This is a genomic window from Citrobacter sp. wls706, assembly GCF_005281305.1.
Taxonomy (GTDB): Bacteria; Pseudomonadota; Gammaproteobacteria; order Enterobacterales; family Enterobacteriaceae; genus Citrobacter; species Citrobacter werkmanii.
Genome location: NZ_SZXG01000029.1, coordinates 141426 through 164833, shown reverse-complemented (window position 1 = coordinate 164833; position 23408 = coordinate 141426). Strand labels below are relative to the sequence as shown.

General features: G+C 50.4%; 21 protein-coding genes. 10 read left to right on the top strand and 11 right to left on the bottom strand.

Annotated features, from left to right (window positions below; all coding sequences use genetic code 11):
• Nucleotides 1–155: 155 nt before the first annotated feature.
• A complete protein-coding gene (gene yieE, locus FDW92_RS05700; protein WP_042307299.1) occupies nt 156–1037 on the top strand; it encodes a DNA-binding transcriptional regulator YeiE in 882 nt (293 codons plus the stop codon).
• Between the two features lie 195 nt (nt 1038–1232).
• Complete coding sequence (lysP, locus tag FDW92_RS05695) at nt 1233–2702, top strand: lysine-specific permease (RefSeq protein ID WP_042307301.1); 1470 nt, start codon at nt 1233–1235, stop codon at nt 2700–2702.
• A gap of 72 nt (nt 2703–2774) precedes the next feature.
• Here lysP and FDW92_RS05690 read toward each other — a convergent pair whose 3' ends face one another.
• The 3 genes from FDW92_RS05690 to serB form a co-directional block, all read right to left on the bottom strand.
• The gene (locus FDW92_RS05690) at nt 2775–4760 is read right to left on the bottom strand and encodes a ligand-gated channel protein (protein WP_042307303.1); all 1986 of its coding nucleotides are present in this window, start codon (nt 4758–4760) and stop codon (nt 2775–2777) included.
• 340 nt (nt 4761–5100) lie between these two features.
• On the bottom strand, nt 5101–6423 hold the full coding sequence (locus tag FDW92_RS05685; protein ID WP_042307306.1) for an MFS transporter: 1323 nt from the start codon (nt 6421–6423) through the stop codon (nt 5101–5103).
• A 30-nt stretch (nt 6424–6453) separates the two neighbouring features.
• Nucleotides 6454–7341: a phosphoserine phosphatase SerB gene (gene serB / locus FDW92_RS05680; RefSeq protein WP_042307307.1), complete on the bottom strand. Its 888-nt coding sequence runs from the start codon at nt 7339–7341 to the stop codon at nt 6454–6456.
• A gap of 214 nt (nt 7342–7555) precedes the next feature.
• On the opposite strand from serB, the gene FDW92_RS05675 reads away from it, so the two are divergent.
• Entirely contained in the window at nt 7556–8938 is a 1383-nt protein-coding gene (locus FDW92_RS05675) for an L-serine ammonia-lyase (RefSeq protein ID WP_072014725.1), read from the top strand.
• Nucleotides 8916–9305, top strand: coding sequence for a helix-turn-helix domain-containing protein (locus tag FDW92_RS05670; RefSeq protein ID WP_042307311.1), 390 nt, complete (start codon nt 8916–8918; stop codon nt 9303–9305). The genes FDW92_RS05675 and FDW92_RS05670 overlap by 23 nt, the downstream gene beginning before the upstream one ends.
• On the opposite strand, the gene fghA is transcribed toward FDW92_RS05670, so the two are convergent.
• Complete coding sequence (fghA, locus tag FDW92_RS05665; RefSeq protein ID WP_042307313.1) at nt 9306–10142, bottom strand: S-formylglutathione hydrolase; 837 nt, start codon at nt 10140–10142, stop codon at nt 9306–9308.
• 319 nt (nt 10143–10461) lie between these two features.
• Between fghA and folE the strand changes: the two genes are divergently transcribed.
• The 6 genes from folE (at nt 10462) to mglC (ending at nt 17380) form a co-directional block, all read left to right on the top strand.
• Nucleotides 10462–11130 carry a GTP cyclohydrolase I FolE gene (gene folE / locus FDW92_RS05660; protein WP_003027410.1) on the top strand — a complete coding sequence of 223 codons (669 nt, stop codon included), beginning with the start codon at nt 10462–10464 and terminating at the stop codon, nt 11128–11130.
• A 14-nt stretch (nt 11131–11144) separates the two neighbouring features.
• Nucleotides 11145–12302, top strand: coding sequence for a DUF418 domain-containing protein YeiB (gene yeiB / locus FDW92_RS05655; protein ID WP_042307315.1), 1158 nt, complete (start codon nt 11145–11147; stop codon nt 12300–12302).
• A gap of 144 nt (nt 12303–12446) precedes the next feature.
• Nucleotides 12447–13472, top strand: coding sequence for an HTH-type transcriptional regulator GalS (gene galS / locus FDW92_RS05650; protein ID WP_042307316.1), 1026 nt, complete (start codon nt 12447–12449; stop codon nt 13470–13472).
• Nucleotides 13473–13764: 292 nt separating this feature from the next.
• Nucleotides 13765–14763 carry a galactose/glucose ABC transporter substrate-binding protein MglB gene (gene mglB, locus FDW92_RS05645; protein ID WP_042307319.1) on the top strand — a complete coding sequence of 333 codons (999 nt, stop codon included), beginning with the start codon at nt 13765–13767 and terminating at the stop codon, nt 14761–14763.
• A 70-nt stretch (nt 14764–14833) separates the two neighbouring features.
• Nucleotides 14834–16354, top strand: coding sequence for a galactose/methyl galactoside ABC transporter ATP-binding protein MglA (gene mglA, locus FDW92_RS05640; protein ID WP_005129207.1), 1521 nt, complete (start codon nt 14834–14836; stop codon nt 16352–16354).
• 15 nt (nt 16355–16369) lie between these two features.
• Nucleotides 16370–17380: a galactose/methyl galactoside ABC transporter permease MglC gene (gene mglC, locus FDW92_RS05635; RefSeq protein WP_003027393.1), complete on the top strand. Its 1011-nt coding sequence runs from the start codon at nt 16370–16372 to the stop codon at nt 17378–17380.
• A gap of 56 nt (nt 17381–17436) precedes the next feature.
• Here mglC and preA read toward each other — a convergent pair whose 3' ends face one another.
• From preA to FDW92_RS05600, 7 genes are all read right to left on the bottom strand, one after another.
• Nucleotides 17437–18672, bottom strand: coding sequence for an NAD-dependent dihydropyrimidine dehydrogenase subunit PreA (gene preA, locus FDW92_RS05630; protein WP_042307320.1), 1236 nt, complete (start codon nt 18670–18672; stop codon nt 17437–17439).
• Nucleotides 18666–19907 carry an NAD(P)-dependent oxidoreductase gene (locus FDW92_RS05625; RefSeq protein WP_042307323.1) on the bottom strand — a complete coding sequence of 414 codons (1242 nt, stop codon included), beginning with the start codon at nt 19905–19907 and terminating at the stop codon, nt 18666–18668. The genes preA and FDW92_RS05625 overlap by 7 nt, the downstream gene beginning before the upstream one ends.
• A gap of 233 nt (nt 19908–20140) precedes the next feature.
• Nucleotides 20141–20380: a DUF2542 family protein gene (locus FDW92_RS05620; RefSeq protein ID WP_042307325.1), complete on the bottom strand. Its 240-nt coding sequence runs from the start codon at nt 20378–20380 to the stop codon at nt 20141–20143.
• Between the two features lie 2 nt (nt 20381–20382).
• A complete protein-coding gene (gene sanA, locus FDW92_RS05615) occupies nt 20383–21102 on the bottom strand; it encodes an outer membrane permeability protein SanA (RefSeq protein ID WP_038641981.1) in 720 nt (239 codons plus the stop codon).
• Between the two features lie 135 nt (nt 21103–21237).
• Entirely contained in the window at nt 21238–22122 is an 885-nt protein-coding gene (cdd, locus tag FDW92_RS05610) for a cytidine deaminase (protein ID WP_042307327.1), read from the bottom strand.
• A 148-nt stretch (nt 22123–22270) separates the two neighbouring features.
• Entirely contained in the window at nt 22271–22966 is a 696-nt protein-coding gene (locus tag FDW92_RS05605; protein WP_038641977.1) for a CidB/LrgB family autolysis modulator, read from the bottom strand.
• A complete protein-coding gene (locus FDW92_RS05600; RefSeq protein WP_038641975.1) occupies nt 22963–23361 on the bottom strand; it encodes a CidA/LrgA family protein in 399 nt (132 codons plus the stop codon). The genes FDW92_RS05605 and FDW92_RS05600 overlap by 4 nt, the downstream gene beginning before the upstream one ends.
• Nucleotides 23362–23408: the final 47 nt, after the last annotated feature.

Here is a 23408-nt window from a genome sequence, read left to right as displayed (position 1 = left end):
TATACCCGTCATACTTCAAGTTGCATGCGCGTTGGCTGCGCTCGTTCACCCCAGTCACGTACTTAAGTACGCTCCCGGGGATGCTCTCTCTTGCCGCCTTCCTGCAACTCGAATTATTTAGGGTATAAGTAACGGATATCCGGTGGAAAACGACTATGCATATCACCCTGCGACAACTTGAAGTGTTTGCTGAGGTACTGAAAAGCGGCTCGACAACCCAGGCATCTGTCATGCTGGCACTGTCGCAGTCGGCGGTGAGTGCGGCGCTTACCGATCTGGAAGGGCAGCTTGGCGTACAGCTGTTTGATCGCGTTGGCAAGCGGTTGGTGGTCAATGAGCACGGGCGCTTACTCTACCCGCGCGCGTTGGCGTTACTTGAGCAAACGATAGAAATCGAACAGCTTTTTCGTGAGGATAATGGCGCGATTCGCGTCTATGCCAGCAGCACCATTGGCAACTATATTTTGCCCGCCATGATCGCCCGTTATCGCTATGATTTCCCGGATTTACCCCTGGAGCTGAGCGTGGGTAACAGCCAGGATGTGATCAACGCTGTCCTGGATTTTCGCGTAGATATTGGGTTGATCGAAGGGCCGTGCCACAGCACAGAAATTATCTCTGAACCATGGCTGGAGGACGAACTGGTGGTGTTTGCCGCCCCGTCTTCGCCGCTAACAAAAGGCCCCGTGACGCTGGATCAACTGGCTGCTTCGCCGTGGATCTTACGTGAGCGAGGTTCCGGTACGCGTGAACTGGTAGATTACCTGTTGCTATCGCATCTGCCGAGATTCCAGATGGCGATGGAGTTGGGTAACTCCGAGGCCATTAAGCATGCGGTGCGCCATGGGCTCGGTATCAGCTGTTTGTCGCGTCGAGTCATTGCAGAACAGTTACAGGCGGGCACGCTGAGTGAAGTTCCCGTGCCGCTGCCGCGTTTAGTTCGCACGCTCTGGCGCGTTCATCATCGACAAAAACATCTCTCTAACGCCATTACGCGCTTTTTACATTACAGCGACCAGGTTGTGCAGGGCGAATAACGCCCTCACTGCCGTAATATCACCTCTATGCATAATGGCGGTTTCGTCTTCACCGCCATGCTCCGCCCATTTTCTGCTTTACTTATAATCCGCGGCCAGTCATGAAGGTCTCTTATAACAGCGCATTTGTGCCGGAAGAAAGCCGTTTCGTCTGCTACAATCGCGCCTCATTTTTTGGATGGATAGCATTTTCACATGGTTTCCGAAACTAAAACCACAGAAGCGCCCACGCTACGTCGTGAACTGAAGGCGCGTCACCTGACGATGATTGCCATCGGAGGCTCCATCGGTACAGGTCTTTTCGTTGCATCTGGTGCAACTATTTCTGCTGCGGGTCCTGGCGGCGCGTTGTTCTCGTATATTCTGATTGGTCTGATGGTGTATTTTCTGATGACCAGCCTCGGTGAACTGGCAGCCTATATGCCGGTTTCCGGTTCGTTCTCTACCTACGGTCAGAACTATGTAGAAGAAGGCTTCGGCTTCGCGCTGGGCTGGAACTACTGGTACAACTGGGCGGTGACAATTGCCGTTGACCTGGTGGCCGCGCAACTGGTAATGAGCTGGTGGTTCCCGGACACGCCAGGCTGGATCTGGAGTGCACTGTTTCTCGGCGTTATCTTCCTGCTGAACTACATTTCCGTGCGCGGGTTTGGCGAAGCGGAGTACTGGTTCTCACTGATCAAAGTGACCACCGTGATTATCTTCATCGTGGTTGGCGTGATGATGATTGTCGGTATCTTCAAAGGTGCTCAGCCGGTGGGCTGGAGCAACTGGACGACCGGTGATGCGCCTTTTGCCGGTGGTTTTGCCGCGATGATTGGCGTGGCGATGATTGTCGGCTTCTCTTTCCAGGGAACTGAGCTTATCGGTATCGCGGCAGGGGAATCGGAAGATCCTGAGAAGAATATTCCACGCGCGGTGCGTCAGGTGTTCTGGCGAATCCTGCTGTTCTATGTGTTCGCGATTTTGATTATCAGCCTGATCATTCCGTACACCGATCCAAGCCTGCTGCGTAACGATGTGAAAGACATTAGCGTTAGCCCGTTCACGCTGGTATTCCAGCACGCGGGTCTGCTGTCTGCGGCGGCGGTAATGAACGCGGTTATCCTGACGGCGGTACTGTCTGCGGGTAACTCCGGGATGTATGCTTCTACGCGTATGCTTTACACCCTGGCCTGTGACGGTAAAGCGCCGCGTATTTTCGCCAAACTGTCTCGAGGTGGTGTGCCGCGTAATGCACTGTATGCAACTACGGTGGTGGCGGGGCTGTGCTTCCTGACCTCAATGTTTGGTAACCAGACCGTATACCTGTGGCTGCTGAATACTTCCGGGATGACGGGCTTTATCGCCTGGTTAGGGATTGCTATCAGCCATTATCGTTTCCGTCGTGGTTATGTGCTGCAAGGGCACGATGTGAAGGATCTGCCGTATCGTTCTGGCTTCTTCCCGCTGGGGCCGATCTTTGCCTTCGTGCTGTGCCTGATAATCACTCTGGGTCAGAACTACGAAGCGTTCCTGAAGGACAGCATTGACTGGGGTGGTGTGATGGCAACCTATATCGGTATCCCGCTGTTCCTGATTATCTGGTTTGGCTATAAGCTGACGAAAGGTACTCATTTCGTTCGCTACAGCGAAATGAAATTCCCGGGTCGCGTGAAGAAATAATTCTTACCAGCTACGGCAGAAAAAACAAAACCCCGGCATGATGAGTGCCGGGGTTTTTTTATTGCGCCAGACTTAGAAGCTGTAAGTCATGCCAACCGTGTAACGACGACCATCGAGAACGGTGTCGTAGGTATCATAATCGATTTGCTTATCCAGCACGTTGTATACGCCAGCGGTCATCAACAGGTCCCTGGTAGCATAGTAACGTAAACCGACATCGACCTGCGTATAGGATGGCGTTCCCTGTGCCATAGAGGTACGGCTCAGGTACTCAGACGTTTTCCCGCGCAGATTCAGACGGCTCCAGAAACCAAGATCCTGCGTGGCCTGCCAGTCCAGGGTGGTGTTAAACATATGCTTTGGCATTTTGTTTAATGGCTGGCCGGAGAACTGTCCGCTCTTCTGTTCAGATTCCGTGTAGGTGTAATTCGCCGTCCAGTTGACATCGGCGGTGATTTTCCAGCCGAAGGTGGATTCTACGCCGCGCATATTGGCTTTATCGACGTTCACGCGATCGCTGACGAAATCATAATGGATGCCACCGATGGTGCAGGCCGGGTCAGAACTGCTGTTACAGCGGCGTACTTCGGTAATTTTGTTTTTGAAGTCGGTATTGAACAGGGTCACGCCCGCGTTGAGATCGTTGCCGTTATCCCACAGTAAACCGATCTCTTCGCTCAGGCTTTTCTCGGGCTTCAGATCCGGGTTGCCAACAATGATCCCGTTCAGACGACCGCCGCCGGTGACCTGTCCCCAACTGGCAGAAGACTGACGCAGATCCGGAGCGCGATAGCCCGCAGATACGCCACCTTTTAACGTCCACTGATCGCTCAGATGCCAGACACCGTAACCGCGCGGTGTCCAGTTGTCACCGTAGTTTTCATCTTTATCCATACGCAGACCGCCGGTCAGCGCGAAGGTATCGGTAATAGCCCATTCGTCTTCAGCAAACAGCGCCCAGCTCCAGCGGGTCAGTTTGTTCAGTCCATCAGCAGCTTGCAACTGGTTGCCATTATCGCGCAGTTTCTCATAACGGTACTGTCCACCCACTGTCAGGGTGTGCGCCCCGAGGAAAATCTGGTTCTGATTGTTAAAGATGGTGTTGTAGGACTTCATCTGGCGACCAGGGTTGTCGGTCTCTTCCTGCTGGACATAGCTGGTGGAGTTGAAGTCGTCGTAATAGCCGCTATGGGTGAGTGAATATGTGGTGTGCACATACTTGCTTTCGCTTTTACTGTTGGGCTTACAGCTTCCATTGCGGCAGATTTCTTCAGCCTTGGATTTGCCCGGCGTACTGTCACGATCCTGCAGTTCACGTGCGTAATCGAAGTCGATGTCGTTTTTATCATCCGGCGTGAAGTTCAGGGTTAAACCCCCGTTACGCATACGCTGTTCGTTGTAGCCATTGAGGATTTCATCTTCGGCACGATGAGAGAATAATCCGGTCACCTTCGCGCCGAGTAACCCGTCAATCAGCGGCCCGGACGCATAGGCATTGGTCTGGTAAATATCACCGGAATCTCTGTCTTCCTGGAAAGTGGCATCGCCGTGTAAGGATCCGGTCCAGGCTTTGGTATTCGACACTTTTTTGGTGATGACGTTGATAACGCCACCCATCGCATCGGAGCCGTAAAGCGATGACATTGGGCCACGGATGACTTCGATGCGTTCAATAGATTCCAGCGGCGGCAACCAGCCTTGTTCAATACCTGAGTTATCGCTGTTAGGTCGTGTGCCGCGTGTGCTGATGCGTTTACCATTGACCAGGAACAGCGTGTATTGCGAAGCCATACCGCGAATACTGATATCGCTGCTGCTACCGCCACCGGTGACAACGACGCCAGGGACATCTTTTAGCGCATCGGTGACATCGCGATAGGCTTTATCTTCAATCTGCTGCTTGGTAATAACAGATATCGACGCGGGGGCGTCCTGAATTTTCTGCTCGAAGCCGGTAGCGGTGACGACGACGGTGTCCTGTTCAGCGGCATGGCCGAGTGATGGGAGACTGGCGACGCATACTGCGGCAGCTACAGCCTTAACGTGAGGTATAGTCATTTGTATCATTCCATTTAAATGAATCAAACTGCGCGTCATGTGAAAGGCCATGACAATTGTATGTATTTGTCTTTTAAGGACTCTTTTCAGTAAAGAAGCGGTGGGATTGTACAAAAGTGAGAATTTTTGTAAACACAAATGATAATAGAAATCATTTGTGTTTGATGTTTGTTGGGTGGGAATTGTTTTTAAATCAATAAGATAAGTTAAAAAGAAAAATGGAGGAAAAGTGAAGAAAGCGAGAAGAATGAAGAGGGGAAATGTTTTTGATGCTTAAGAATGGCTTACGTTTTTGACTTAAGGACAGCGGCTATAACCCCGCTGTCCTGTTATGGCTGGCTTATAGCCGATGGAATTTGGCGAGTAAGGCCAGTGACAGGGTGGTTAACAGAATGGCGATCACGGCATACAGATAAACACCAGACCACTCCCAGTTGTTCTTCACTAATATCACCGGTACGCCTGCTAATGCCGCGCCGACATAGCTAAATAATCCCCGGAAGCCGGTTATCGATCCCGCTGCGTCTTTATGAGTAACATCCAGACAACCTACGGCAAAAAGCATATGCGGGCCGTACAGGGCGAACCCCATGATGGTGAAAAGTATGGCCGTAATGGTATATGAAGTATCCTGTACCACTGGGATTAAGATAATACACACGCACAGCATTAAGGCGAATATTAGTCCTGTCATCCAGCGATTACTTTTAAACATAAAGTCCGATAAGTAACCCGCCAGTAGTCCTCCGGCAAGTCCGCCTGCTTCAAACCACGAGATAATGGAGTTGGCCTTAATCAGACTCCAGCCATGTACCTGCGAATAGTAAATTTGCGGCCAGTCGTTGAGAATGGTGCGGGCAATATAAACAGACATATCGCCAATGATAATAATCCACACCAGCGGGTTAATCAGGATATATTTAACGAAAATCTGCCAAAAGGAGAGGTTGACCGGACTGGCCTTAACCTGGGCAAGTTCTGTCGGATCCTTGCGCCATTCGCCAACGTTAGGCAAACCTAAGGTCCCGGGACGGTCTTTAATCGTAAAGAGCGCAATGATCCCCATCAGCAGGGAGATCGCGCCCGGTACATAAAAACCCATTTTCCAACTGCCGCTCCAGACAATCGCAAAACTGGTCAACAGTGGGGCGAGACTCCCGCCGATATTATGCGCAGCTTCGACGACCGCCCACCAACGCCCGCGTTCATTTTTGGAAAACCAGGATGCCATGATCTTTGCCATTGGCGGAAAACTGGTGCCCTGGAGAATGGCGTTGAGGCTGTACAATACATAAAACGCGGCAACGCTGTCGGAAAAACCAAACAGAATATTGACGATCCCAACGCCAATGAGCACCGGGCCGGTCATGGATTTCGGATTGATTTTATCAACCAGCATGCCGCCAACAAACTTCATTGACCCATACAGGATGTAAAACAGTGAAGACATGATGGCAAAATCTTCTGCGGTCAGAGCGGTATCAGACAACATTGCCGGCATGGCCGCTGAGAAGTTTTTACGCGTTAAATAAAAGACAGCGTAAGAGATAAAAACCGAGGTAATGATCTCTATCCTGCATTTTTTGTAAGTATGGTCAATCTCTTGTTTTTCTTTTACAACCGGCTTATCAGCCTGGCTGAATATAAACGATTTCAAGCTCATATGAGTTTCCCTTCAGGCAGTGCTCGTGGGTTATAATCCATCTTCGATGAAGAACAAAAGCGACTCGAATCCGTGAAAATTAATTTGATTTATTATTAACTCTCTGACCGCCGGTTTAGCTTTCCAGGCAATACCCGTGCCTGCAGATGTCAGCATGGGAATATCGTTAGCGCCATCACCGCAGGCGATAATATTATGCTGCGGTATCTGCAACGTTTCGGCGAGTCGCTCCAATGTTTTCTGTTTATTATCTGCATTCATGATGGGCGCAGCGATATTATCTGTCAGTTTACCGTCCCTGATTTCAACGGTATTAGAAAAAACATAATCCAGTTGATATTTTTCCTGTAATCTGCGAGTAAAAATGTCTAAACCACCAGAAATAATCGCCGTTTTAAATCCTTTCTGTTTGAGAATTGGCAAAATAGTGGTAATGCCGGGAGAAGCGGTCATTTGATCGCATACGGCATTAATCACATCGATATGGGTTCCTTTTAACATCCCGATGCGCCGGGTAAAGCTGCTATTGAAATCCAGCTTTCCTTCCATCGCCTGCTTAGTCAGTTCTGCTATCTGTGCTGAGATGCCCAGCACATGCGAAATTTCATCGACACCTTCTTCTTCGATAAATGTCGAGTCCATGTCGAATGCAATAATTCCTTTTGCTGGAATGATTTGTGGTTTAATGAAAAAATCAAACCGCTGAGTGTATGACGTGATCCGCAGTTTTTTATGTATTTCATTTGTGAATGATTCATCTGGTATTGATAATTTAAAATATGATTTATTGATGTGTGTTATATGTAATTGTTCCAGTGTGCACTGATTTTGTTTTGTGTCGCGATTTATAAACGTTTCATGTAACCATACCTGCAGTTTTTCAGGTTCTTTTGCGCTAATAAAATAAATAATTGCCATAAAATCACTCCTGTAAGCTGCAGTTATTGTAAGAGATGGTCGCGACGAGTAAATCCAGCTTTATCACAGATGTGAATGTTAAAAAAAGATAAAATAGTATTGTTTTTTATACCAGCAAATATACAAAATCTGAAAAGTATCGTTTTTGATATATCACTCACGGTCTGTTTCTACTGGCGGCATATTCTATTGTGACCAACAGAATGAGGCTAAAATGGAAAGTTGTGTTGATATTTTTAAAGTCGCTATTGGGCCTTCGAGTTCAAGAACGGTAGGGCCAATGCGTGCTGCGTTTAACTTTATTTCTCAATTAAAGCAGCAGGAGATTTTGCCGCTGACGAGGAAAATTGAGGTTGAGCTATATGGTGCGCTCTCGTTAAGCCGCAAGTGCCATAACGTTGATGTTGCGATTTACCTGGGCTTGTTGGGTAACCAGCCGGATGATGTTGATTTACGTCAGCAAATGGAGGCCATTAAACGTGCTGAACAAAACGGTATTTTGCTGCTCTCTCCTTCAGTTGCCGTGACGGTGACGATTCTGGCTAATCAGCAACCGCATGCCGGTCATCCCTATGCGATGACGTTTCGCGCCCGGGATGATTATTTTACGTTGTATGAAGAAACATGGTTTTCAACCGGCGCCGGACAGGTTCGTAAACCCGGCGCGTCGACGCCCGAGACAGCGGCGCAAGAAAACGTATCTCCTTTTGCTTTTCAGCATGCGGCGCAGCTGCAGGATCTGTGCCAGCGCAATGGCTTATCTGTTGCGGCGTTAATGATGAAAAATGAGTTACAGGTGCACTCACAGGTGGCGTTGCATGACTATTTTGCGCACGTTTGGGGGATTATGCAGCAGGCGGTCCATCGCGGTCTGCATACTGAGGGGTTGTTGCCGGGGCCGTATCAGGTACCGCGCAGGGCCTGCGCGCTGCATAAAACATTGGCAATGAGACCCTCTGCTAACGACTTTCTCACCAACCTCAACTGGGTCAATGCCTTTGCGATTGCCGTCAGTGAGGAGAATGCCGCCGGTGGGCGGGTGGTGACCGCGCCGACCAATGGCGCGAGCGGTATCATCCCGGCGGTCCTTAGTTGGTACGATAAGTTTGTCTGTGAACTGGATAATGCCTCGGTTACCCGCTTTTTTCTAACCGCTGGCGCCATCGCGTTACTGTTCAAACAAAATGCATCTATTTTAGGTTCTGAGGTCGGGTGTCAGGGGGAGATCGGCGTGGCAAGTTCGATGGCGGCAGCCGGATTAGCAGAACTGATGGGGGCCTCAGTCGGTCAGGTGCTGAGCGCTGCAGAAATCGCCATGGAACACCATTTAGGTCTGACCTGCGATCCGGTCGGCGGGCAGGTACAAATTCCTTGTGTCGAACGCAACGCGATTTCGTCAGTAAAAGCGATTAACGCCGCAACGATGGCGATAAGCCGCATCAGTGAGCCATGCGTTTCGCTCGATGAGGTGATTGCAGCCATGTATGAAACGGGTAAAGACATGAGCGCGAAATACCGTGAAACGTATCATGGCTGCCTGGGAAAAATTCAGCCCAGAAAAAGGGGAGGGTGGCATGAAATATCACACCATGAATAATGATGAAATCATCTTGTCATTATGCGCGCGTATTCGGGAAACGCGGATTTCTCTGGCGCTGACCCAGCAGCAGTTTGCCGACAGCGCTCAGGTGGGGATTGCCACCATTAAACGTATTGAGAAAGGTGGGGGATTGAATCTCGATACGCTTATCTCCCTGCTGCGGGCGCTGAATAAACTGCATCATCTGGATGCAATCTTATTCGAGTCTGAAGTACGGAATTTTAGTGAAGGACATGAGGGAAGTGAGAGTACGTCGCGATTACAGGTACGCCAACAGGCAGCCGATTTAAATCGCAAAGCGTCCGCGCCGCAGTCAGAAGAGATAAGCTACAGCGCGGCAATAGAAAACACTCTGTATTGGTGATCACTTCAGCAAATACTGAGCATGGAAGCGCAGGTGATCCTCAATAAACGACGCAATAAAGTAATAGCTGTGATCGTAACCCGGCTGGATGCGTAACGTCATTGGCCATGCGGTCTGACGTGCCGTTTCGGCCAGTACCGCGGGCTGTAGCTGATCGGCAAGAAACTGATCGCTGTCTCCTTGATCGATAAGCGTCGGAATCGCATCTTCGGGCCTGCTGGCCAACATTAACGCGCAGCTATCCCACTCGGTCCACTGCGATTTATCTTCACCCAGATAAGCGCTAAAAGCCTTCTCGCCCCACGGAACGCGGCAAGGATTAACGATGGGGGCAAAAGCGGAGATGCTGGTGTATTTCCCCGGATTTTTCAGCGCCATAATCAACGCCCCGTGGCCACCCATGGAGTGTCCGCTGATGGCGCAACGATCGCTGACGTTAAACTGCGACTGAATCAGGGCCGGAAGCTCATCACGCAGATAGTCATACATGCGAAAATGAGTTGCCCACGGCTGCTGGGTGGCGTTGAGGTAAAATCCAGCACCCTGACCCAAATCGTAGCCATCATCGTTGGCAACGTGATCGCCGCGCGGACTGGTATCTGGCATCACCAGCACAATACCCAGCTCAGCCGCGACACGTTGCGCGCCCGCTTTGGTGGTAAAGTTTTCGTCATTGCAGGTCAGGCCCGACAACCAGTACAGCACCGGAGGCGGGGTATTCTCACGAGGTGGGGGAAGAAAGATGCTGAAGGTCATAGCGCAATTTAACGTGGCGGAGTTGTGACGCCAGCGTTGCTGCCAGCCTTCAAAACAGCGGTGCTCTTCAAGCATTTCCATGCGTGGCTCCTTGTTGTGTTGAACCTGAATATGTTTGCGAATTCACCATAATACAGATTATTCATTGCACTGTGAGTAACTTTCACTTCCGCATTGGGCAAACATACTCCATCATCTATATAACTTTACATTAACACTCCAGATCGTCGGGCTGAACGCTACGTGAATTTGGTACGCTGAAAGGCTGTGCCAATTTCAATAATTATCGCGGTGAATACTGGATTATGTGCGCCGCCTCACGCACAATGTTCTGGCTGACACAGCCTAAAAACTTTGCCCCATGCAGGGCAGAGGCGCCACACCTGCAGGAGAAAAAGAAATGTCATCACTCAGTAAAGAAGCGGCTTTGGTTCATGAAGCGCTGGTCGCGCGTGGTCTCGAAACACCACTACGCCCGCCCGTGCAGGAGATGGATAACGAAACGCGCAAACGTCTTATCTCAGGCCATATGACCGAGATTATGCAATTGCTCAATCTCGATTTGAGCGATGACAGTTTGATGGAAACTCCGCATCGCATTGCGAAAATGTATGTCGATGAGATTTTCTCCGGTCTCGATTACGCCAACTTCCCGAAAATCACCGTCATTGAAAACAAAATGAAGGTGGACGAGATGGTTACGGTCCGCGATATCACGCTGACCAGCACCTGCGAGCACCACTTTGTCACTATTGATGGTAAAGCGACGGTGGCGTATATCCCGAAAGATTCAGTCATTGGCCTGTCGAAGATCAACCGTATTGTGCAGTTCTTTGCTCAGCGTCCGCAGGTGCAGGAGCGTCTGACCCAGCAAATTCTCACCGCGCTGCAAACGCTGCTCGGGACGAATAATGTCGCGGTGTCGATTGATGCGGTGCATTACTGCGTGAAAGCGCGCGGCATTCGTGATGCGACCAGTGCGACCACCACCACTTCTCTGGGCGGATTGTTTAAGTCCAGCCAGAACACGCGTCAGGAATTCCTACGCGCAGTACGTCATCACAACTGATTAAGGCAGGGGCCATGGAGCGTAATGTCACGCTGGATTTTATTCGTGGCGTCGCCATTCTTGGCATCCTGCTTCTCAATATTAACGCCTTTGGTCTGCCAAAGGCGGCATACCTCAATCCCGCCTGGTATGGCAATATCACCTTAACCGACGCCTGGAGCTGGGCGGTGCTTGATCTCTTCGCCCAGGTCAAGTTTCTTACGCTGTTTGCATTGCTGTTTGGGGCAGGGCTGCAAATGCTGCTCCCGCGCGGCAAACGCTGGATCCAGTCGCGGCTAACGCTGCTGGTGCTGTTGGGGTTTATTCACGGGTTACTCTTCTGGGACGGCGATATCCTGTTGGCGTATGGCTTAATTGGTCTGATTTGCTGGCGGTTGATTCGCGATGCCCCTTCGGTAAAAAGCCTGTTTAACACCGGCGTCCTGCTTTATCTGGTGGGGATTGGCGTGCTGCTGCTGCTGGGCGTTATCTCCGGCGGGGAAACCAGTCGGGCCTGGACGCCGGATGCCTCAGCTTTGCTGTATGAAAAATACTGGAAAGTGAATGGCGGTCTGGAAGCGGTCAGCAATCGTGTAGATATGATGTCCAATAGCTTGTTGGCACTGGGCGCGCAGTACGGCTGGCAACTGGCTGGGATGATGCTGCTTGGCGCAGCATTAATGCGCAGCGGCTGGCTGAAAGGACAGTACAGTTTGCAGCATTATCGACGTACCGGCGTACTGTTGGTCATTGTTGGGATGGCGATTAACCTGCCTGCTATTATCATTCAGTGGCATCTGGACTGGGCCTACCGCTGGTGTGCTTTCCTGTTACAAGCCCCGCGCGAGCTGGGTGCGCCGTTGCAGACTATCGGCTATGCCGCGCTGATGTTTGGCTTCTGGCCGCAGCTGAGCCGGTTAAAGTGGGTGATTGCCATCGCCTGCGTGGGGCGTATGGCATTAACCAACTATCTGTTGCAAACCTTAATTTGCACCACGCTGTTTTATCAATTCGGCTTGTTTATGAAATTTGATCGGCTGGAGCTGCTCTGTTTCGTCATTCCTGTTTGGGCCGTTAATCTTCTTTTCTCCGTCATTTGGCTGCGTTTTTACCGGCAGGGCCCGGTTGAGTGGCTATGGCGTCAATTAACCCTGCGTGCTTCAGGGACATCATTACCACGTACATCCAGATAACGATCTGGATCACATTCATTAACAAAATGGATGTAAGCGCTTTCATTCCTGTGACATCACTCACGCAGTCCGTTTCATTGTGCTGACAAAATACCCAGCCTGGGGTGTCTGTGGCTAACCGCAATCTAAAACAGGGCAGTGAATATGGTAACCATCCGTGATGTGGCACGACAGTCTGGCGTATCTGTAGCGACCGTTTCCCGCGTACTGAACAACAGTGCGCTGGTGAGTCCCGACACGCGTGAAGCGGTGATGAAAGCAGTCACTCATTTAGGCTATCGACCTAACGCCAATGCGCAGGCGCTGGCGACCCAGGTAAGTGACACCATTGGTGTGGTGGTGATGGATGTGTCAGATGCGTTTTTTGGCGCGCTGGTTAAAGCTGTCGATATGGTTGCCCAGCAGCATCAGAAATATGTCCTGATTGGCAATAGCTATCATGAGGCTGAAAAAGAACGTCATGCTATTGAGGTTTTGATTCGCCAACGCTGTAACGCTCTGATTGTTCACTCTAAAGCGCTCAGCGATCGGGAACTGGCAGAGTTTATGGATCAGATCCCTGGCATGGTGCTGATCAATCGCCTTGTTCCGGGTTACGCCCACCGTTGCGTCTGCCTGGATAATATCAGCGGCGCCAAAATGGCGACCCGCATGCTGCTGAATAATGGTCATCAACGCATTGGTTACCTGGCATCAAGCCATCGTATTGAAGATGATGCGATGCGCAAAGAAGGGTGGTTATCGGCCCTGAAAGAACAAGGGATTGATGCGGCGGAAAGCTGGATCGGTACCGGTTCGCCAGATATGCAGGGCGGAGAGTCTGCGATGGTGGAGCTGCTGGGGCGCAACTTGCAACTGACGGCGGTCTTCGCCTACAACGACAACATGGCAGCGGGCGCACTGACCGCGTTAAAAGACAACGGCATCGCCATCCCATTACATCTTTCTATCATTGGCTTTGATGATATTCCCATTGCGCGTTACACCGATCCACAACTGACAACCGTGCGCTATCCCATCGCCTCAATGGCAAAAATGGCGACGGAGCTTGCGCTGCAAGGCGCGGCGGGCACGTTAGATCCTGCGGCGTCGCATTGCTTTATGCCGACGCTGGTGCGTCGTCATTCTGTGGCATTGCGGCAGAATGCGGCACCGATCACTAACTCATAAAGTTGAGCCATGTAACCGCTTTCAATATGTGAGTAAATTCACAGTATATTAACAATGCGATAGCTATGATGACACTGTTTGTTGCGCTGTAACTACTATGTAACGGTGAATAATCACTTTCATCGAGGTATTGGTGCCTTAAACAAAAATTAAAGCCAGTTTTTGGAGCGTTGCCAGGCACGGAAGAATTATTTTTAAAAGTGAGCTTCGGCGATCAGTAACACTTCAGTAACGTTCTGCCTGCCGAGCATTTATCTCAAGTACTACCCTGCATAATAAAACCGGAGATACCATGAATAAGAAGGTGTTGACCCTGTCTGCTGTAATGGCAAGCATGTTATTCGGCGCGGCTGCGCACGCTGCTGATACCCGCATTGGTGTGACGATTTATAAGTACGACGATAACTTTATGTCTGTGGTACGTAAGGCTATTGAAAAAGATGCCAAAGCGGCGCCTGACGTACAGTTGCTGATGAATGACTCGCAGAACGACCAGTCCAAACAAAACGACCAGATCGACGTATTGCTGGCAAAAGGCGTTAAAGCACTGGCGATTAACCTGGTTGACCCGGCAGCTGCAGGCACGGTAATTGAAAAAGCACGCGGTCAGAACGTGCCGATCGTGTTCTTCAACAAGGAACCTTCTCGTAAAGCGCTGGACAGCTATGACAAAGCGTATTACGTCGGTACTGACTCTAAAGAGTCTGGCATTATTCAGGGTGATTTGATTGCAAAACACTGGGCTGCTAACCCGAACTGGGATCTGAATAAAGACGGTAAAATTCAGTTTGTTCTGCTGAAAGGCGAACCGGGACACCCGGATGCTGAAGCACGTACCACTTACGTGATCAAAGAGCTGAACGACAAGGGCATTAAAACTGAGCAACTGCAGTTGGATACCGCGATGTGGGATACCGCTCAGGCGAAAGATAAGATGGATGCGTGGATGTCCGGTCCGAACGCTAACAAAATTGAAGTGGTTATCGCCAACAACGATGCGATGGCGATGGGCGGAGTTGAAGCACTGAAAGCGCACAACAAAACCAGCGTACCGGTATTTGGCGTGGATGCGCTGCCTGAAGCGCTGGCCCTGGTGAAATCCGGTGCCATGGCCGGTACCGTGCTGAACGATGCCAACAACCAGGCGAAAGCGACTTTCGATTTGGCGAAAAACCTGGCTGATGGCAAAGGCGCAGCAGACGGCACTAACTGGAAAATTGACAACAAAATTGTTCGCGTTCCGTACGTCGGTGTCGATAAAGATAATCTGGCTGAGTTCACTAATAAATAAATCTCCGTCTGTGGGCGCAATTTCATTGCGCCCTTAATAACGCGCTTTGCAAGGCCAACAAGGTATATTTATGGTCAGCACACATACTCAGTCGTCAGGCGAATACTTGTTGGAAATGACCGGCATCAACAAGTCTTTTCCCGGCGTTAAGGCTCTTGATAATGTTAATTTAAAAGTCCGCCCACATTCGATTCACGCCTTAATGGGCGAGAACGGCGCGGGGAAATCCACATTATTGAAGTGTCTTTTCGGTATCTATCAAAAAGATTCCGGTAGTATTTTATTTCAGGGTAAAGAAATAGATTTTCATTCGGCGAAAGAGGCGCTTGAAAATGGTATTTCGATGGTCCACCAGGAATTAAACCTGGTATTACAACGTTCCGTGATGGACAACATGTGGCTGGGGCGCTATCCCACTAAAGGTATGTTTGTCGATCAGGAAAAAATGTACCGTGATACCAAAGCGATATTTGATGAGCTGGATATTGATATCGATCCGCGGGCGCGCGTCGGTACCTTATCCGTTTCACAAATGCAGATGATCGAAATTGCCAAAGCCTTCTCCTATGATGCCAAAATCGTCATTATGGATGAGCCGACTTCATCGTTAACCGAGAAAGAAGTTAATCATCTGTTCACCATTATTCGTAAGCTGAAAGAGCGTGGATGCGGTATCGTTTATATTTCTCACAAAATGGAAGAAATCTTCCAACTGTGTGATGAAATTACCGTACTGCGCGACGGGCAGTGGATCGCAACCCAGCCGCTGGAAGGGCTGGATATGGACAAGATCATCGCCATGATGGTTGGACGTTCGCTGAACCAACGTTTTCCTGATAAAGAAAACAAACCTGGTGAAGTGATTCTGCAAGTGCGTAACCTGACCTCGCTGCGTCAACCGTCGATTCGTGATGTCTCGTTTGATTTGCACAAAGGGGAAATCCTCGGGATTGCCGGTCTGGTAGGCGCAAAACGCACTGATATCGTTGAAACGCTTTTTGGTATTCGTGAGAAATCATCGGGTACGATTACGTTACACGGCAAAAAAATTAATAACCACAGCGCCAATGAAGCCATCAACCATGGCTTTGCACTGGTCACGGAAGAGCGCCGCTCAACCGGTATTTATGCGTATCTGGACATTGGTTTTAACTCGTTAATCTCCAATATCCAAAACTATAAAAATAAAGTCGGCCTGCTGGATAATTCCCGCATGAAGAGCGATACCCAATGGGTGATTGACTCCATGAGGGTGAAAACGCCGGGCCATCGTACGCAAATCGGTTCACTTTCCGGGGGGAATCAGCAAAAGGTGGTTATTGGCCGCTGGCTATTAACACAGCCAGAAATCCTGATGCTGGATGAACCTACCCGTGGAATCGATGTCGGCGCAAAATTTGAAATTTATCAGTTGATTGCCGAACTCGCGAAAAAAGATAAGGGGATTATTATTATTTCCTCTGAAATGCCGGAGCTGCTGGGTATTACCGATCGTATTCTGGTAATGAGCAATGGTCTCGTTGCCGGAATTGTTGACACTAAAACGACAACGCAAAACGAAATCCTCCGTCTTGCGTCTTTGCACCTTTAAGATTAGGGGCTCCTCATGAGTGCGTTAAATAAGAAAAGTTTTCTTACTTACCTGAAAGAAGGCGGAATTTACGTTGTTCTTTTGGTTTTGCTGGCAATTATTATTTTCCAGGATCCCACTTTCTTAAGTTTACTCAACCTGAGTAATATTCTGACTCAGTCCTCGGTGCGTATTATTATCGCATTGGGTGTTGCGGGACTGATTGTTACGCAAGGGACAGACCTGTCGGCAGGGCGTCAGGTTGGTCTGGCGGCAGTGGTGGCGGCAACCTTACTGCAGTCGATGGAGAACGCCAACAAGGTATTCCCGGAAATGGCGACGATGCCGATCATCGTGGTGGTGCTGATTGTCTGCGTCATCGGTGCGATTATCGGTCTGGTGAACGGTATCATCATCGCGTATCTGAACGTGACGCCGTTTATTACCACGTTGGGTACGATGATCATCGTCTACGGGATCAACTCCCTGTACTACGATTTTGTCGGCGCATCGCCAATTTCTGGCTTTGACAGCGGATTCTCAACCTTTGCGCAGGGCTTTATCGCGCTGGGCAGCTTCCGACTCTCTTATATCACTTTCTATGCGCTGATTGCCGTGGCCTTTGTGTGGGTGCTGTGGAACAAGACCCGCTTCGGTAAAAACATTTTTGCTATCGGCGGTAACCCAGAGGCGGCGAAAGTGTCTGGCGTGAACGTCGCGCTGAACCTGCTGATTATCTATGCGTTGTCTGGTGTGTTCTATGCCTTCGGTGGTTTGCTGGAAGCGGGACGTATCGGCTCGGCGACCAACAACCTCGGTTTTATGTATGAGCTGGATGCGATTGCGGCGTGTGTGGTTGGCGGCGTGTCGTTTAGCGGTGGGGTAGGGACCGTCTTCGGCGTGGTGACCGGTGTGATTATCTTTACCGTCATTAACTACGGTCTGACTTACATCGGCGTTAACCCATACTGGCAGTACATTATTAAGGGCGGCATCATCATCTTCGCGGTGGCGCTGGACTCACTGAAGTACGCGCGTAAGAAGTAACGATAAAACGCTAAAAGGCCGGTGCAGCGCAATCTGCACCGGCTTTTTTGTCAGCGTTATAATGTTAACGCGTGCTCTTTCTCTCCGGATTTAAATTTTACTTCACCCAGGTCGATACAGGCGACCGGGCAAACGTGGCCGCACAGCAAGCATCCCACACATTTTTCCGTGTCACAGTGTGGGGTGCGGGTTTGCTCATTCCATTCCATCGCCTGATGCCCACCGTCATAGCAGGAGATGTAGCAGCGACCACAGCCCACGCATTTATCGAGATGGATGTTCGGATAGACGATGTAGCTACGGTCAAGATCTTCTGCGGGGATGATATTGGCATTGGCAAGGCCCACCATCTCCTCCAGTGAGTCAAACCCTTGATCGGCGAGGTAATGCGACAGCCCGCTGGTCATGTCCTCCACAATCCGATAACCATACTGCATGATCCCGGTGGTCACCTGCAGCGTGGCCGCGCCTAACAGTAAAAACTCGGCGGCATCCTCCCAGGTTTCTATACCCCCGATGCCGCTAATCGGGAAATCGCGCAGTTCAGGGTGCATGCGCAGTTGCTGAATAAATCGCAGGGCGATAGGTTTAACGGCCTTGCCGGAGTAGCCGGAAATACTGGATTTACCGTTGACGACGGGCATCCCAATTTTCCGGTTCAGATCGATATTGGTGATGGATTTAACCGTATTGATGGTCGCGATACCGTCGGCGCCACCGCGTTTTGCCGCCAGCGCCACCTCGCACATATCACCAATATTTGGCGTCATTTTAGCCAGCATTGGCAGGGTAGAGCCGCGTTTAACCGCCCGACAGTATTTTTCAACCAGCTCAGGGCTTTGCCCCACATCGCTGCCCATGGCATGTGAGGTCATTTGCGGGCACGAGAAGTTACACTCGATCATATCTGCACCCGCTTCTTCAACCAGACGGGCCAGCTCCTGCCATTGCTGCTCATTTTCTCCCATGATCGACGCAATCAGGACCTTGTCCGGGTAGTCCTGCTTCAGTCGGCGGATCGCGGCCAGATTCTCCTCCAGCGGATGCTCGGCAATTTGCTCCATATTTTTGAAGCCAACAAAGCCGGTATCTTCTTTGGTCAGATGGTCAAAACGTGGGGAGACTTCATTCGCAATAAAGAAACCGATGGTTTTAAAAACAATCCCGCCCCAGCCGGTATCATAGGCTTTGGCGCACATGTCATAGCAGTTGCCCACCGGAGAAGAAGAGAGGCAGAACGGGTTGGGGAATTTGACGCCGCAAAAAGTAATAGAAAGATCTTTCGTTAACATGAGCAAGCTCCCTCTAAGTAGTGATGAATGGCCTGAGCGGCTTCTTTTCCGGTTTTCACGGCGTAAACCACCGTTTTATCGCCTTTTACAATATCGCCCGCGGCAAACAAAGCGGGATCGGCGGTTTGATAATTATCCGTATCGATAAGATTGCGCTGTGGTTTTAACGCGGTGAAATTTTCAAGTTGAGCATGTTGACCAACGGCGAGAATAATATGTTCGGCTTCAAGCGTCAGTTCTCCCGGCAGGCGAACGTGTTTAAAAGTAACCCGCTTTCCGCTAACCGCCACAGGCGTGAAACCGTCAATAATCGATACCCCTAACGCTTGTGTGCTGCTGAACTCTTTATCGCTGGCTGGGAAATCGGCCAGTTCTTCACGGGCGACACAGGTAACTGACGGACAGCCCAGTAGTTTCAACGTGCTGGCGACATCCATCGCGACATCGCCGCCGCCGATGATCAATGCGCTTTGCGCGACGGTAATATCGCCTTTGGAGTGCCTGGCCCGCTGCAGGAAGTCGACGGCTATTTCGACGTTTTCTGCCTGGTCAAACAGGGGTAACATGGAGCCGTAAGACATCCCTACGGTAACCAGTACGGCGCGGTATTCTGTTTTGAGTTGCTCAACGGAAAGGGCATGGCCGACTTCACAATTGCATTTGATGGTTACGCCCATCTCAACGATACGAGCAATTTCGTTATCTAAAACAGCATGTGGCAGACGAAACTCTGGAATGCCATAGCGTAACCAGCCGCCAGGTTGGGCCTGCTTTTCATAGATAGTGACGTCATAGCCCAGATTGCTCAGCGTTACGCTGGCTTGTAATCCTGCAGGGCCTGCGCCAATGATGGCGATCTTGCCCTGTGTTTTTGTGGCGGGTTGGTAAATTTTCATTGCGGTCTGCTGCTCAAAGTCGGTAATAAAGCGTTGCAGACGTGCAATATCAATCGGCTTATCAATGCCTGAGCGTGTACACCCGCGTTGGCACAACTTTTCGGTTGGGCATACCCGGGCGCATACTGCCCCAAGGGCATTATTTTCACGAATAGTTTCGGCTGCACCCTTAAAATTACGAAAATAAATGGAGCGAATAAATTTTCCGGGGTCAGTTTGCGCCGGACAATCCTGGCTACAGGGGGCGTCGTGACATAATAAACAGCGGGAAGCCTCTTTAATGGCTAATAATGGAGTAAAAGCAGGCGTGAGCTCATCCAGATAATTTTGTTGTGGCATATTTTCTTCCTTAATGCGTGAGTAAATTAAGGCAAACCGTTAATAACAAAATATAAAAATCGAAAGGCTATTCTTAAGGCTAAGCACTGCAGGAAGAGTATTCTGTGAAAGGATTCACAAATAGAAGAGTGTTGGCGGGAAATGCTGACGGGCAGCATTAATCCCTTAATTTGAAATGGTAACCGTTATCATAATATTAGCTATTCTCAAACGCTAATATAAAGATAATATCTTTATCGATAAAAAATTAAGTAAATAACCATACCGAAGGATAAACATCCGCATCCGGCATAAACCAACACATAGGACCAAAATTGCAGGGGCTCTTGATTGCGATAAGCGTATACCGGTTCGCGCGTATTCTTCTTAATTTTATCTACGGCCCCGGTGCGCCAACCTTTCCAGGCCTCACGGAAACAAAACACAGGAATGAGCAGAAAGGCCAACACGACGAAGAGGGTTTGTACATCCATGCTTATTTTCCTTGTTTCTTTTGTAATTCGAGTAATTGTTCAGGCGTAACCGCCGGATACCCCTGCGCATCGTCGGGTACCTGATGCATGGTAGGGATGGGCACCAGTGGGCCTAAAAAACGGGGTTCACGTTTAAAAATATAGAGATCGGCGAGTGCGCCAAAACGCGCGCCGAATTCGCGTACCCGCACGGTAAGCATATCTTTTGGTGAAGGTACCGCATAGCACTGGGCCTGAATGCCCATATGCAGCGCAATAAACAAGGCGCGTTCACAGTGGAATCGCTGAGTAATAATGATGAAATCGTTGGTATCGAATACCTTACGGGTACGCACGATGGAGTCGAGCGTACGGAACCCGGCGTAATCAAGCACAATGTCAGCCGGATCGACGCCTGCGGCAATCAGATCCTTACGCATCGTCATGGGCTCGTTATAGCTTTGCTGCGCGTTGTCGCCGCTCAGCAGCAGATAGTTAACCTTGCCGCTGTTATAGGCGTTCAATGCGCCCTGAATACGGTAGCGGTAATACTGGTTGATAACGCCGGTTCGATAGTATTTTGCCGTACCCAGGACCACACCGACCTGGCGGTAGGGTAAATCCTGTAATTCGTCGTAGATATAGGGGGCAGTCTTCCAGCTCATCCATCTGTCGAGTCCAAGCACAGTCAACAGCAGCAGGCCTGACAGGACTAACAGGCTGTAAAACACGCGCTTTAACATGCAGAAAACTCGTTATTTGGGTGGAATTTCAATCAGGCTACTGTACCGGAAGACGTAGCGCAAGAAACAGCAGTCTGATTGAGGGGATTTTAGTCACTGTAACCCGGTTAGCGCAGCGCCACCGGGCTTTATGATTTAACTGAGCAGCACGCGCTCAATATTGTTGCAGCCCAGCGCGTTCAGGGTAGCGGAGGTCGCATCCCACTGGATCAACGGCGCATCGGCTTTTTCAGCCAGCACTGCGCGCTGAATGTCCGGATAGTCGTAACCGTTCAGACTCAACAGGTTTAACGCGCCTTGCAGCGGTGGGAGGGTGGGGTTAAAGGCGGCGTTTTCTGCATAGCTGCCACTGAAAATTCGCCCGTCTTTACACTCGAGCGCCACGCCGCTTGGCGATTTGCTGTACGGCATATGGCATCTGTTGGCGGCGGTAATTGCCGCCTGGGTCAGCGCGTCGCCCTGCAGCGCAAAGCCGTGATCCTGGTCGTCCATCAGTAACGTTTTGATGTCGAGATCTTTTGGCCCGAACGCGTCCGGGAGATAGTCGCGCAGTGCGTGTGGTTCGCGCCCCGGCAGATGAATGCGTAAATCCAACCCGCTGTTCAGTTCATTCATAAACTGGCGGCAGTGGCCGCAAGGGGTGTAGTTAACGGTGATGGCGGCGAGGCCTTTTTCACCGCGTAGCCAGGCGTGGCTGATGGCACTTTGCTCGGCATGAACGGTTTGCTGCATTGTTGCGCCCAGGAACTCCATGTTGCCACCGAAGTACCAGGTGCCGCTAATGCCGCGCGAGATCGCGCCCACGTTGAAGTTGGAAAGCGGAGTACGTGCGCAGGCCGCAGCCAGCGGCAGCAGAGCGAATGCCAGCGCGTCTTCGTCCAGTCCCGATTCGCGTTTCAGCAAAGAGACCTGCTCAGCAGTCAGCATGGCGGGGAAATGCGTATCCGCCAGAACAGGGGCCAGGGCTGATTGCAAGTTATCCGCGAGTTGGGCAAAAGCAGTTTGAAAACGTGGATGCATGGCGATGCCTCATAACAATGTAATGGAATCGTAGTTTACGGGCCTGTTACGGCTTTATATGTGATCCAAATCTCATTGTGTGTGCAACTTATGAAACTTAAATGAAAAATGTGCAACACATCGCAAATAAATAACCAAAAAGTGAAGGTTAGCCGACCACTGCCAGAATAACCGGGAACAGGAACGGGGCGACCAACGAGGTGATAATGCCGCAAATGACCAGCGCCAGAGAGCTAAACGCGCCTTCCTGATAATCCAGTTCTGCGCAACGCGCGGTTCCCAGGGCGTGCGAAGCGGTACCCATTGCCAGTCCTCGCGCGGCCTTCGTGCGAATGCGCATCGCATTCAGTAAAGTATGACCAAATACCGCCCCGAGAATGCCGACGAAAATGACGCACACCGCGCTGATGGCCGGAATGCCACCAATACTGCCTCCCACCGCCATAGCGATAGGTGTGGTGACCGATTTCGGCATGATTGACGCAGCAATTTCCGGTGATGCGCCCATCAACAGGGCGATTGTTGTGCCGGTAACCATCGCCACGACGCTCCCGGCAAAGCAGATAGCGATTATTGATTTCCAGCGCGCGCGAATTTGGTGCAGCTGTTCGTATAACGGATAGGCCAGCGCGACCACGGCAGGTTGCAGTAAATCGTTCAGCACCTCGCTGCCTTTGAAATAGTGATCGTAGGGAATTCCGGTCAGCATCAGAATGGGAATAATCACCACCATCGCGACCAGCAGCGGATTCAGCAGCGGCATTTTAAAGCGTGCTGCCAGCTTACGTGCGCCAAAGAATACTGCGAGAGTAAGGGGTAACGACCACCAGATATACGTCATCATTCTTTCGAACCTTTTTGGCCAACAATTTTGCGTTCACCGTGTACAAGGTGTGAGCTCCAGCTCACCACGAGGAAAACAACCAGCGTACTGATGGTGCATGACACCACCACCGGGCCAAATTGTGCGCGGAGCAAATCAAAGTACTGCATGATCCCCACGCCAATCGGGACAAATAACAGGGCCATATAGCGAATCAGGACATAACAGCCGGGATTAACCCATTTTGCCGGTAATACCTGCAATGCCAGTAAGACAAACAGAATCAGCATGCCGATGATGCTGCCCGGAATCGTGATCGGCAGCAGCGAAGCGATAAAAATACCTGCATAGAGGCAGGCATAGATTAGGACGAATGCGCGCAAATATTGCCAGATAATGTTCAGTGATTTGCTCATAATTGAAACCCTTGACGAGACTTATTCATCATACAATTAAACTTCAA